This is a genomic window from Nocardioides thalensis (assembly GCF_013410655.1).
Taxonomy (GTDB): domain Bacteria; phylum Actinomycetota; class Actinomycetes; order Propionibacteriales; family Nocardioidaceae; genus Nocardioides; species Nocardioides thalensis.
The window spans coordinates 1,220,549-1,233,786 of the sequence record NZ_JACCFP010000001.1; the positions used below are offsets into that span (position 1 = coordinate 1,220,549).

Below are 13,238 nucleotides of genomic sequence, written 5' to 3' on the forward strand. Positions count from 1 at the left end.
GCCCCGGGTCCTCTGCCTAGGGTGCCGGGCATGCTCGGGAATCTCGGAAAGCTTCGCCCTGCCCTGCTCGCGCCAGTGCTCGCGCCCCCGATCGCGCCCCTGATCGCGCTCGGCCTCGCCCTGACCCTCGTCTCCGCGACCCAGCCCACCGGGGCCTCCGCGGCCGAGGAGCGGGAGCGCGTCCGCGGCTTCGGCGCGCGCGTCATGTCGTTCAACATCCTCAGCAGCGCCATGGCCTCCGGCGGTCTCGACCGCGCGCACCGGGTGGCCGACCAGGTCCAGCAGACGCGCCGCAACGTGATCGCGTTCCAGGAGGTCGCCGGCGACCAGCTGCGCGTCCTGCGTGACCGGCTGCCGCGCTATCGCTTCTTCCCGGGTCGCACGCTCGGCCCCTACAGCTCCGCCATCCAGGTCGCCTGGCACACCGGCGACTTCCGGGTCAAGAACCAGGGCGCGATCTACCGCCCGTTCCTCGGCAAGGAGCGCGCGATCCCGTGGGTGAAGCTCGAGCACCGCGGCACCGACCGCACGTTCTTCGTCGTCGCGATCCACAACGCGCCCGGGGGGCACGAGGTCGAGCGGGACATCTCGACCGCTCGCGAGGTCGACCTGGTGCGTCAGCTCGAGCGCCACAAGGGTCGCCCGGTGCTGGTGCTCGGCGACATGAACGAGCGCGACGAGTTCTGCCGCACGATGGCGCGCGAGACCGACCAGATCTCGATGGGCGGCACCAAGCGCCGCCCGTGCCCGGTGCCCCACCACGGCGGCCCCGACTGGATGCTCGGAAGCTGGAACGGCACCGACTACTCGAGGTACCGCAAGGTCTACAACCACATCAGCGACCACCCGATGCTGCTGGGCAAGGTGTGGTTCAACACCGACGGGCGCTGACCCGCCTCTACGCGTCGGCGGGCGCCTGGGCCTCGGCCGACGTGCCCTGTGCATCGCCGCCCTGACCGCCGGAGCCACCCGAGCGGCGGCGACGGCGGCGCCGGTTGCGGTTGGCGCCGGCGGGACGCTCGCCGTCGGCGGCCGGTGCGGCGTCGCCCTGGGCCTCGCCACCACTGGCCGCGGCGGGCTGACCGCCGCGGGTGCGCGTGCGGTTGCGGTTGCGGGTGCCGGCGGGGCGGTCGCCCGAGCGCCGCTCGCCACGGTCCTCGCGCGGCTTGCGCTCGACCGGAGCGGGCGGGACCACGCGGCCCTTGGTGCCCGGCGGGATGCCCTGGTCGTGGAACAGGTGCTCCGACGTCGAGTAGGTCTCGACCGGCTCGTCGAACGGCAGGTCGAGCGCCTTGTTGATCATCTTCCAGCGGTGCACGTCGGTCGCGTCGACCAGCGTGATCGCGATGCCGGAGGCGCCGGCGCGGCCGGTGCGGCCGATCCGGTGGACGTAGGTCTTGTCGTCCTCCGGGCAGGAGTAGTTGACGACGTGGCTGACGCCGGCGACGTCGATGCCGCGGGCGGCGACGTCGGTCGCGACGAGCACCTGGATCTTGTCCTCGCGGAACTTCGTCAGCGCCTTCTCGCGCGCCACCTGCGCCATGTCGCCGTGCAGCGGGCTGGCCTTGAAGCCGCGCTCGACGAGGTCGTCGGCGACGCGCTGGGCCTGGCGCTTGGTGCGGGTGAAGACGACCATCTTGCCGACGTCCTCGGCCTGCAGGATGCGGCCGATGATCTCGGGCTTGTCGAGGTCGTGGGCGAGGTAGATGAACTGGGCGGTGGCAGGCACCGTCGCGTTCTCGTACGACGACTCGGCCCGGATGTTCATCGGGTGGCGCATGTAGGTGCGGGCCAGCGCGACGATCGGGGCCGGCATCGTGGCCGAGAACAGCATCGTCTGCCGGGTCTCCGGGGTCATCCGGATCAGCTTCTGGATGTCGTCGAGGAACCCGAGGTCGAGCATCTCGTCGGCCTCGTCGAGCACGAGCGCGTGCACGTGGGAGAGGTCGAGCGCCTTGCGGTTGGCCAGGTCGATCAGGCGGCCGGGCGTGCCGACCACGATGTCGACGCCGGTCTCGAGCGCCTCGAGCTGCGGCTCGTAGCCGACGCCGCCGTAGACCGTGAGGACGCGCAGGCCCCGGTCGCGGCTCGCGACCTCGAGGTCGCCGGAGACCTGGAGCGCGAGCTCACGGGTCGGGGCGACGATCAGCGCCTGCGGCTTTCCCTGGGGCAGCTCGCTGTAGTCGGGGTCCTTCGGGGAGACGCTGCGCTGCACCACCGGGATGCCGAAGGCGAGCGTCTTGCCCGTGCCCGTGCGGGCCTGGCCGATCAGGTCGGTGCCGAGCAGCGCGACGGAGAGGGTCATCTCCTGGATCGCGAACGGCGTCGTGATGCCCGCGCGCTCGAGCGAGTCGCAGATCTCGGCGTGGACGCCGAGGTCGCGGAACGTGGGCTTGGTTTCGGTCGTGGTTTCCGTAGACAGGGTCTTGTCGCTTTCGTGAGTTGTCAGCCGATCTCCGATGCGGCTGACAGCTCAGCCGCGCACATACACGGAGGGGCCCGCCAGGTGCTGGGCCGCGCTTCCAAGGTCCATCGTATCGGTACGCTGCCTCCGTGGCTGAATCCTTCGACGCTTCCGTCGCGTTCACCGACCCGGAGTACCGCCAGGCGGTCGTCGATCTGCTCGGCGTGATCGCGTACGGCGAGATCTCGGCCTTCGAGCGCCTCGTCGAGGACGCCAAGCTCGCGCCGACGCTGGAGGACAAGTTCGCGCTGGCGACGATGGCGTCCGCGGAGTTCAGCCACGTGCACGGGCTGAACGACCGGATCCGCAGCTTCGGAGGCGACCCGTTCGAGGCGATGGCGCCGTTCCGGGAGGCGATCGACGGCTTCCACGCCCACACCGCCCCGGCCGACTGGTACGAGGGCCTGGTGAAGGCGTACGTCGGCGACGGGCTCGCGAGCGACTTCTACCGCGAGATCGCGGCCTACCTCGACCCCGACACCCGTGACGTCGTGCTGAGCGCGATGGACGACACCCAGCACTCGGTCTTCGTCGTCGACCGGGTGCGCAAGGCCATCGGCGCCGACCCGCGGCTCGGCGGCCGGCTCGCGCTCTGGGGCCGGCGCCTGATGGGGGAGGCGCTCACCCAGGCCCAGCGGGTCGCCGCCGACCGCGACGCCCTCACCGCCCTGCTCGCCGGCGGCGTCGACCGCCCCGGCCTCGACCTGGCCGCACTCGGCCGGATGTTCGCGCGGCTCACCGAGCGCCACTCCAAGCGGATGGCCGAGCTCGGCCTCGACCCCTGACGCACCTGGCATCCCGCCTGGCTGCGCCGGGCGCCAGGCACGTCAGGTGAGTACGGCCGACTACCTGAGCGGGGTCGGGCCCTTGCCGTTCATGTCGAGGGCGGACACGATCGCGGCGTGGTCGGAGGCCACCCGCACCTGGCGGTGACTGGCGAGCTCGACGCCCGGCTGGAAGAACAGGTACATCACGCCCGCGTCCTTGGCGTACTGGTAGCCGGCCGCGCGCATCTTCGGCGCCGCCGCCCACGAGCCGCTGCCGGGGTGGGAGTTCATGTCGCCGCCCACGATCACCGGGCCGAACTGGGCGAGCGTGTCGCTGAGCGCGAGGAGCACGTCCATGCCGCGGGCGTACTGCCCGGCGCGGCTCAGACCGGGGTTGCCGTGCTGCTTCGGGTACTTCCCGGGGTTGGTCATCATGTGCGTCGAGATCACGGAGACCACGGCCCGGTCGTCGCGCTGGAGGATCGCCCACGTGGCGTAGCGGTCCCAGGTGAACGGGCGCCCGTGGTGGAAGCCCTGGTCGTTCTCGACGAGCTTGACCCGCCCGCCGTCGACGAGGCGCCACCGATCGGCCCGCCACATGACCACGTTGTTCATCGACTGGCCGGCGCCGCCCGCACCTCGGTCGGGAGCCGGGTCGCGGTAGACGTCGTAGCCGGGGGCGGCCGCCCGGATGCCGTCGCTGCTGTGGCGGCTGACCTCGTTGAGCATCACGAAGTCCGTGCCGGGGCCGGTCAGAGCCCGCAGCGACGACACGAACCCGGAGTTGCCCGTGCGGTTGGGGATGTTGGCGACCGCGGTCGTCACGGCGCCCTGCACCGGCTCGCTCACCGGCGCCTTGATGTCGGGGATGTCGCCGAGCGCCAGCCCGGTGCCGACCCGGCCGGTGCGGCCGGGCTCGACGAGCGGGACCTGCTCCTTCTCCTTGCGCTCGGGCCGCATGGACAGGGCCTCGCCGGGCTGGATGTCCTCGACGTCGCCGCGCAGGTCGCGGGGCTCGGACTCCTCCTCGTCCGGTGCCGCCGACGTCGCGCCGGACGTCGCGCCGGGGGTCGTGCCGGTCGTCTCGGGCTCGTCGCCGCGCTCGACGAGCGTGAACACGCCGAACAGCAGGGCGGCGACCACCGCGAACGCGCCGACGAGCAGAAGCGGATTCTGCTCGGGACCCGGTCGGCGCTCGTTCACGGCGTGGAGTCTAGGCTGCCGTGCGACAGCACCCCCGGTTTCCCCAGGAGCAGACAGTGGCAGCCATCGAAGCCGTCGGAGCCCGCGAGATCCTCGACTCGCGCGGCAACCCCACCGTCGAGGTCGAGGTGCTCCTCGACGACGGGTCGTTCGCCCGGGCCGCGGTGCCCAGTGGCGCGTCCACCGGCGCGTTCGAGGCGGTGGAGCTGCGCGACGGCGGCGACCGCTACGCCGGCAAGGGCGTGCAGCAGGCCGTCGAGGCCGTCATCCAGACCATCGGCCCGGCCCTCGAGGGTCTCGACGCCGCCGACCAGCGGCTCGTCGACCAGACCATGCTCGAGGCCGACGCCACGCCCAACAAGGCCAAGCTCGGCGCCAACGCGATCCTCGGGGTCTCCCTCGCGGTCGCCCGCGCCGCGGCCGACTCGGCCGACCTCCCGCTCTACCGTTACGTCGGCGGGCCCAACGCCCACGTGCTGCCCGTGCCGATGATGAACATCCTCAACGGCGGCGCCCACGCCGACACCAACGTCGACATCCAGGAGTTCATGATCGCGCCGATCGGCGCGGCCAGCTTCCGCGAGGCGCTGCGCATGGGCACCGAGGTCTACCACGCGCTCAAGTCGGTGCTGAAGAGCCGCGGCCTCGCCACCGGCGTCGGCGACGAGGGCGGCTTCGCGCCCGACCTCGAGTCGAACCGCGCGGCTCTCGACCTGATCGCCGAGGCCGTCGGCAAGGCCGGCTACGAGCTCGGCAAGGACATCGTGCTGGCGCTCGACGTCGCCGCGTCCGAGTTCTTTGAGGACGGCGGCTACACCTTCGAGGGCGTCAAGAAGTCGTCCGGCGAGATGATCGCCTACTACGCCGACCTCGTCGCGTCGTACCCGATCGTCAGCATCGAGGACCCGCTGAACGAGGAGGACTGGGACGGCTGGAAGGCGATCACCGACCAGCTCGGCTCGCGGACCCAGCTCGTCGGCGACGACCTGTTCGTCACCAACGTCGAGCGCCTCCAGCGCGGCATCAGCGGCGGCCAGGCCAACGCGATGCTGGTCAAGGTCAACCAGATCGGCTCGCTCACCGAGACCCTCGACGCCGTCGAGCTCGCCCACCGCAACGGCTTCCGCAACATGATGAGCCACCGCTCGGGCGAGACCGAGGACACGACGATCGCCGACCTCGCCGTCGCCACCAACTGCGGCCAGATCAAGACCGGCGCGCCCGCACGGTCGGAGCGGGTCGCCAAGTACAACCAGCTGCTCCGGATCGAGGACGAGCTCGGCGACGCGGCGCGTTATGCCGGATCGGGCGCCTTTCCCCGGTTCAATGGGTGAGTGAGCAGATCGCAAGGACCTGACGAGCGCCGCAGGCGGCGGCCGGGCAACGGCCCCGGCCGCTCCCGGCGCAGGCAGGTGCAGCGCGAGCGCGTCGCCGCGGTCGCCGCCGTACGGGCCGAGGAGCGTCGCCGCTCGCGCCTGACCGGGCGTGCCGCGATCCTCGTGCTGGTCCTGGCCGTGCTCGCCGTGTCGTTCGCGTCGTCCCTGCGCGCCTACCTCCAGCAGCGCAACCACATCGACGAGCTCGAGGCGACGATCGCCGAGCGCAAGGCCGCGATCGAGGAGCTCGAGGACGAGAAGAAGCGCTGGCAGGACGACGCGTACGTCGCGCAGCGGGCCCGCGAGCTGGGCTACGTCGCCGTCGGGGACGAGCCGTTCATCGTCATCGGCGAGGACGGCGAGCCGCTCGGGACCGCCGCCGAGCTGTCCGACCCCGCCAGCGTGGGCAGCGGGGAGGAGCGCACCTGGATCGACGACCTGTGGGCCTCGACCCGGGTCGCCGGCAACCCGCCGACCAAGATCCCGCCCCCGCCCAGCGAGCACCTGACCGACACCGGTGCAGAGTAGGCCTGTGAGCGAACCCGTCACCCCCGCCGACGAGGCCACCATCGCGGCCCAGCTCGGGCGGCCCCCGCGCGGCATGCACGCGATCGGCCACCGCTGCCCGTGCGGCAACCCGGACGTCGTGACCACGGAGCCGCGGCTGCCCAACGGCACGCCGTTCCCGACGACCTACTACCTCACCTGCCCGCGGGTGAACTCGCGCATCGGCACGCTCGAGGCGTCCGGCCTGATGCGGGAGATGGAGGAGCGGCTCGCCACCGACGAGGACCTCGCCGCCGCCTACCGGGCGGCGCACGAGTCCTACCTCGCCGACCGCGCCGCCGTCGGGGAGGCCGTCGGCGCCGTCGTGCCCGAGATCGAGGGCATCTCGGCCGGCGGCATGCCGGTGCGCGTCAAGTGCCTGCACGTGCTCGCCGCCCACGCCCTCGCCAAGGGGCCGGGAGTCAACCCCCTGGGAGACGAGGTGCTCGAGGCGCTGGGCGAGTTCTGGGCGACCGGGCCATGCGCGTAGCGGCGATCGACTGCGGCACCAACACGATCAAGCTGCTCGTCGGCGACCTCGAGGCCTCGCCCGACGGCTCCACCGGCATCACCCGGGAGAGCCGGATGGTGCGGCTCGGCCAGCGCGTCGACTCGACCGGCCGGCTCGCGCCGGAGGCGCTGGCGCGGACGTTCGCCGCCATCGACGAGTACGCCGCGATCATCGAGCAGGCGGGCGTGGACCGGATCCGTTTCTGTGCGACGTCGGCGACCCGGGATGCTGAGAATGCCGCCGACTTCACCGAGGGCGTCAAGGAGCGGCTCGGCATCGTGCCGGAGGTGCTCACCGGTGACGAGGAGGCGCGGCTCGCGTTCTCCGGCGCCGTGCGGTGGCTGGCCGACGACCTCGCCGACCCGGTGATGGTGATCGACATCGGCGGAGGGTCGACCGAGCTGATCGTCGGCGATCCGCGCGGCGGCCCGACGGCCGCGCACTCGATGGACATCGGGTCGGTGCGGCTGCACGAGCGCCGCCTCGGCGGCGACCCGGCGACCACGGACCAAGTCGCGGCGTGCGTCGCCGACGTCGACGCGGCGCTCGATGCCTGCCCGGTCGACCCGGCCGGCGCCGCCTCCGTCGTCGGCATCGCCGGCACGATCACCACCATCGCCGCCGGCGTGCTGGGGCTCGATGCCTACGACCGGTCGCGCATCGACCGGCAGGTGCTCGCGGTCGCCGACGTGCACCGGGTCGCCGGTGAGCTGGTCGCGATGACCGTCGCCGACCGGCGCGCGCTCGGCTACATGCATCCCGGCCGCGCCGACGTGATCGACGCCGGCGCCCTGATCCTCGACCGGATACTGCGCCGTACGGCGCTGGAGACGATGACCGTCGCGGAGACCGACATCCTCGACGGCATCGCTTGGAGCCTGGTCTAGACCATTCGCCCGGTCGTCTGGGCCAGTTGCGGCAAATTCGTCACATCTTCCGGGCGATCGATGTTTCCTGTGGGCACTGCTCCCCATGGAAACCAGGCCCCCATGAACAGGTTCCCCATGCGGCCCACCACCCTGTCCGGTCGCGCGCTCGCCCATCTGGTCGCCCTCGTCGTGCTGCTCGCCGGTGCCGGAGGGCTCCTCGCCGCGCCGGCCAGGGCCGCGGGCGACGGCGTCCTCAACCTGACCATGACGCCGGTCGACGCGAGCAACGGCAACTCGCTCGTCACCGACGCGCGGAACGGCGCCGGCCCAGCGGGATACGCGACCAACAACCGGATCACCTATCTCGTGCAGTACAGCTGCGGCGTGGTTGCCTGCGACAACACGAGGGTGCAGATGTCCACGCCGCCCTCCGACCCCCTCGGCCTCTTGCCCAGCGGCCAGTTCATCCTGCTGTACGACGCGTTCGCAGCCGGGTCGTCGGGCGGCACGATCTCCGGCACCGACGCGACCGGCAAGGTGGTCAGCCTCGGCAACCTCGCGGCCGGCACGTCCGGCACGTTCGCGGTCACCTACCGGTACCAGTCGACGTCCAACCGCGAGGTCCCGAACGGATCGTTCTACCCCGAGGGCTTCGCGATCGACATGTCGGCGGTGATCTCCTCCGACACTGCGACCGGACCGGTCACTGCGAACGCCGCCGATGTCACCTGGCACCTCGACTCGCCGAACGGCGCGGCGCCGTACGGCCCCACCGCGGTGATGGGTCCCGCCGGCGGGACGTTCCGCCCGGGCGTCCCCGTGAACCTCCAGGTCGCCGTCAACGGCGGCAACATGGTCGTGAACCCCGGCTCCAACGTCGCGGGCAGCGCTGATCGCTACGCGGTCGGCAACTACACCATCACCTACCAGGTGCCGCCCCAGGCGACGATCGAGGCGGTCACGCTGATGGGGAACCCCGACCCGACGGCGGTCATCGACAACGTCAACCACACGGTCACGTGGACCAAGGGGACGAACCCCAACCCGGTGTACGGGGCCCGCGGCACGTGGGGGATCGCCTCGCTCGGTGGCTTCAACAGCGGCGGTCCGGGCGTGAACAACGGAGCACACCCGGATTCGCAGGCGTTCTGGAACCCCCGCTCGGTCCGGGTCACGTTCGACGGTACGCAGTTCCCCGGCGCTGACGCGACCGGCTGCAACTTCCCGACCGCGGAGGTGCAGAGCTCGCTCGACGTGTCGGTGACCTACGTGGATCCTGCGCGGACCACGAAGACGATCAACGGCCAGAAGATGAACGCGAAGGTTGCATGCGTCTCGCCGTTCGGCGGGCTGGGGGTCGACAAGCGCGTCGCCGGCGGCCTCGCGGGGCAGTTCGCGTTCGGCGACGGCAACCTCGGCGGCAACCCGGCCGTCTACGCGACCAACGTGCCGGCACCGGGCGAGCCGCCCGTGGTGCGTAGCTGGCAGGTCTCGGCGTTCAACCACGGCAACGTCCCCGGGGTCGCGGTGATCGAGGAGCCCGACCTCGTCCACGACCACATCAAGGTCAACCAGATCACCCCGACCGGCATCTCGGCGGCGGGAGCCCCGACCAGCGTCGGCGCCAGGATCGAGTGGTCGGCCGTCGACGGCAACGGCAACATCACCAACGGCAGCGACTACCGCGCCAGCGGCGCGCCGCTGAACGCGCCGCCCGGCGGGTGGTTCACGAGCGCGACCGCGACGACGGACCCGATCGCACCCGGCCGGGTGCTCCCCACGGACAACACCCAGGAAGGTGCTGTCGTCAGCTTCCGGTACGCCGTCGACGACGGCGCGATCCCGTTCGTCGGCCAGCGGCGCACCAACACCGCTCACATCACGATGACCTATCCGGGCTACGGCAACGACCCGGGTGAGCAGCCGATCAGGACGCTTACGGGAGCGCCCATGGACGTCGAGCCGAGAGGCGACGCCGTGCGGACGGTCCAGTACACCAAGCCGTCACCGGTCCTCCTTGCCGCGTTCGACGGGAACCCCGTCGTCGCGGGCGGCGGCTCGCTCACCGCCGTTGCTCCCGGCACCGAGGTCACGTGGAGCATCAACGGGTCGACGAACGACGTATGGCCGGGCACCCAGATCACACCACAGCTGATGTTCGTCGCTCCCGCCGGCTGGACGATCAAGCCGGGGTCGGCCGTGATGGGCGGCAACGCACCCGGGGGTGTGCAGCTGCAGTACGCCACCCGCACCGTGGACGGGGTGCAGCGCGAGGTCGTGATCGCGACCTGGCCCGGGCCGGTTTCGCCGAGCACGACGGTCCGCGACTTCTTCGGCTCGATGAGCGTCACCGCCGTACCCCTGCCGACGGCGCCCGCGGGCGTGCAGGCCGTCGCCGCGGCCGTCGCCGGTGACGCGAGCGGCACGTGGACCGACGCTGTCGGTGAGGGCTACCTCCTCAACGACAACCAGTTCCGGGCATCGACGGTGATTCACGTCGACGCCGGGGACCTCGACCAGGACAGCAAGCTGACCGAGGAGTTCGCACGGACCAACAGCACCTCCGACGTGCGCGTCACCGCGCTGCCCGGCTTCACCGTCTCCAAGGAGATCTGCGACCCGGATCCCGCCCTGCCCAGCGGCTGCGAATGGGTCGTCGCCGGCCCGACCGACCCGGTGGCGCTCCCCACGGACGAGGAGATCAAGTACCGCGTCACGATGACGAACTCCGGGAACGTCAACCTCACCAACGCTGTCGCCGTCGACGTCCTGCCGTACGACGGCGACGGCCGAGGCTCCGAGTTCGACCAGACCTTCGCGGGTTCCACGGACGTGGGTGCGGGGATCGTGCTGAGCTACTCGACCTCGCGGACACCTGGCGCGGGTGACTGGACCGCTCCCGCTGCGGGAGCGGCCGCCGTCCGGCTCACCGCCGCCAGCCTGCCGATCGGCGCTTCCCGATCCGTCGTGCTGACCACGGACCCTGTCAACGGGGCGGCCGGTGACCTGAGCTGCAACAACCTGACCGTGAGCAGCGCGCAGACCATCGCGGCCACCACCACCCGACGGTGCGCGGAGCTGTTCGCCGTCACGCCGCCCGACCCCGAGCTCGCGCTGGTGAAGGAGGCCGAGCTCACCACCGACGCAGGCACGACCGGCGTGGCGGACGCGGGGGACGTCATCACCTACACGTTCACCGTCGACAACCTCGGCCCGAGCGCGGCGGCGGACGTGTCGATCGACGACGACCTGCCGGGGCTGTCGGCGATCAACCCGGCGTCGGTCGCGATGGTCGCGGCCGGTACGGATGCCGAGTTCACCGCGACCTACACGGTGACCGACGCCGATATCGAGGCTGGTGCGGCGATCGTCAACACTGCGACCGCGAGCGGCACCGGGCCCGGCGGAGTGGTCACCAGCCCGCCGGACGCGACCGAGACGCCGGTGGCTGCCATCGCCCCGGAGCTGACCCTCGAGAAGACCGCCGACCTCGACGACACCGACGGCAACGGAGCAGCGGACGCGGGTGAGGTGATCACCTACACGTTCCTGGTCACCAACTCGGGCAACGTGACGGTCGACGGTGTGGACGTCGACGACCAGATGACCGGCCTGTCCGCCATCACTCCGGCAGGACCGGTTTCCCTCGCGCCCGGCGACCACCAGGAGTTCCAGGCGACCTACACCGTCACCCAGACGGACGTCGACGAGGGCGACCCGATCGACAACACCGCTATCGCTTCTGGTGACCCGGTGCGCGGGGAGCTGGACCCGGTCCAGGACTCCACGAGGACTCCGGTCGCTCCGGCGTTGCCGCAGCTCCAGATCGACAAGTCCGCTGTCCTGGTCGACGCCAACGACAACCGCCGGGCGGACGCAGGCGAGATGATCACCTACTCGTTCACGGTGACCAACAACGGCAACGTGACGATCGACGACGTCGCGGTCGACGACCCGAAGGTCGCCGGGATCACTCCCTCCGCCGTGACGCTGGGACCCGGTGACAGCCAGACGTTCGCGGCCGAGCCGTACGTCGTGACGCAGGCGGACGTCGACGGTGGCCAGCCGATCGTCAACACCGCCACGGCCGACGGCACCCCCGCGCGCGGCACCCTCGAGCCGGCCAGCGACACGGCCACGACGCTGATCGCCCTGCCGACGGGCGGCCTGGTGATCGTGAAGACCGCCGACCTCGACGACACCGACGGGGACGGCTACGCAGACGTCGGCGAGCGGATCAGCTACTCCTTCGTCGTCAGCAACAGCGGCAACCAGACCCAGCGGGACGTCAGCGTCACCGATGAGCGGGTCACCGGAATCGCGCCGGCATCAGTTGCATCGCTCGCCCCCGGCGCCTGGCAGGAGTTCTCCGCGGCGACGTACACCGTCACCCAGGCGGACGTGGACAGCGGCCGGGTGCGCAACGTCGCCACGGCCTCGGGCACCCAGCCCAACGGGGCTCCGCTGACCTCGCCCCCGGACGAGGTGGTCGTGCCGGTCGAGCCCGCCGAGCCGGAGCTGTCGCTGGTGAAGACATCCGACATCACGACCGACCGTGATGACGACGGGAAGGGTGACGAGGGTGACGTGATCACCTACACGCTCACCGTGACCAACGCGGGCAACGTGACCCTGACCGACATCACGGTCATCGACGCGCTGCCTGGCCTCTCGGGCATCACGCCCGCACCGCCCGCGGTCCTGGCTCCGGGTGCGTCCGCGACGTTCACCGCGACCTACGTGGTCACCGCGGACGACGTCGACGCCGGTGACCCCATCGTCAACCACGCGATCGCGACCGGGACGCGCCGCAACCAGGTCGTCGAGGACGACGCGAGCACCGAGACGCTGGTCGACGACGATCCCGACAAGGACGGGGTGCCCAACGAGGAGGAAGAGGACAACGGGACCGACCCCGACGACCCCGACACCGACGACGACGAGATCGACGACGGCGAGGAGATCGAGGGTCCCGGCTCGTGCACCGGCGGGACCGACCCGCTCGACCGCGACACCGACGACGACGGCCTCTCCGACGGCGACGAGGTCGACGGGATCCGGGTGCGCCAGGTGGTCTACACAAAGGTCGGGCACGGCAACGGGCGCACGCGGATCGGCCTGGTCCGTCCCAACCCGTGCCGGGCGGACACGGACCGCGACGGCCTCCGTGACGATCGCGAGATCGCCGGCTTCTCGATCGGGCAGCGGGTCCTCGTGTGGCCCGAGTACGGCGAGAGCTACTGGCTCGGGCTGCGTCGAACCAACCCGGTCGACAGGGACACCGACAACGACGGGCTCACCGACAAGGACGAGGTGACGGGCCGCAAGAACAAGCGCCACGACCGGCACAGGTCAGACCCGGCCCACGTCGACACCGACTACGGCGGTATCCGCGACGGCCGCGAGGTCGCGTCACTGTCGGACCCGTCGGTCGTGTACTCAGGACCGAGCAACCCGTCGGGCAACAAGCGTGGAGGTGCGCTCGGCGGCTGACGCGCCTGC

The 13,238-nt window shown here is 71.4% G+C and carries 9 protein-coding genes; 7 read left to right on the forward strand and 2 right to left on the reverse strand.

Translation table 11 applies throughout. The features are described from left to right. Positions 1–30 precede the first annotated feature (30 nt). Positions 31–891 (forward strand): endonuclease/exonuclease/phosphatase family protein, encoded by an 861-nt coding sequence (locus HNR19_RS06055; RefSeq protein WP_179667082.1) that lies wholly within the window; start codon positions 31–33, stop codon positions 889–891. Between the two features lie 7 nt (positions 892–898). On the opposite strand, the gene HNR19_RS06060 is transcribed toward HNR19_RS06055, so the two are convergent. After that, complete coding sequence (locus HNR19_RS06060; protein ID WP_425490645.1) at positions 899–2,305, reverse strand: DEAD/DEAH box helicase; 1,407 nt, start codon at positions 2,303–2,305, stop codon at positions 899–901. Positions 2,306–2,553: 248 nt separating this feature from the next. Between HNR19_RS06060 and HNR19_RS06065 the strand changes: the two genes are divergently transcribed. Then, positions 2,554–3,249 (forward strand): ferritin-like fold-containing protein, encoded by a 696-nt coding sequence (locus tag HNR19_RS06065; RefSeq protein WP_179667083.1) that lies wholly within the window; start codon positions 2,554–2,556, stop codon positions 3,247–3,249. Between the two features lie 60 nt (positions 3,250–3,309). On the opposite strand, the gene HNR19_RS06070 is transcribed toward HNR19_RS06065, so the two are convergent. Then, on the reverse strand, positions 3,310–4,434 hold the full coding sequence (locus HNR19_RS06070) for an exonuclease/endonuclease/phosphatase family protein (protein WP_179667084.1): 1,125 nt from the start codon (positions 4,432–4,434) through the stop codon (positions 3,310–3,312). Between the two features lie 56 nt (positions 4,435–4,490). Here HNR19_RS06070 and eno point away from each other — a divergent pair, with 56 nt between their 5' ends. The 5 genes from eno (at position 4,491) to HNR19_RS06095 (ending at position 13,229) form a co-directional block, all read left to right on the forward strand. After that, a complete protein-coding gene (gene eno, locus HNR19_RS06075; protein WP_179667085.1) occupies positions 4,491–5,768 on the forward strand; it encodes a phosphopyruvate hydratase in 1,278 nt (425 codons plus the stop codon). Continuing rightward, on the forward strand, positions 5,769–6,338 hold the full coding sequence (locus tag HNR19_RS06080; RefSeq protein WP_343047073.1) for an FtsB family cell division protein: 570 nt from the start codon (positions 5,769–5,771) through the stop codon (positions 6,336–6,338). Positions 6,339–6,342: 4 nt separating this feature from the next. Continuing rightward, complete coding sequence (locus tag HNR19_RS06085) at positions 6,343–6,846, forward strand: DUF501 domain-containing protein (protein ID WP_343047074.1); 504 nt, start codon at positions 6,343–6,345, stop codon at positions 6,844–6,846. Beyond that, positions 6,837–7,754 carry a Ppx/GppA phosphatase family protein gene (locus tag HNR19_RS06090; protein WP_179667086.1) on the forward strand — a complete coding sequence of 306 codons (918 nt, stop codon included), beginning with the start codon at positions 6,837–6,839 and terminating at the stop codon, positions 7,752–7,754. The genes HNR19_RS06085 and HNR19_RS06090 overlap by 10 nt, the downstream gene beginning before the upstream one ends. Positions 7,755–7,856: 102 nt before the next feature. Beyond that, positions 7,857–13,229, forward strand: a complete 5,373-nt coding sequence (locus HNR19_RS06095) for a DUF7507 domain-containing protein (protein WP_179667087.1) — start codon at positions 7,857–7,859, stop codon at positions 13,227–13,229. Positions 13,230–13,238: the final 9 nt, after the last annotated feature.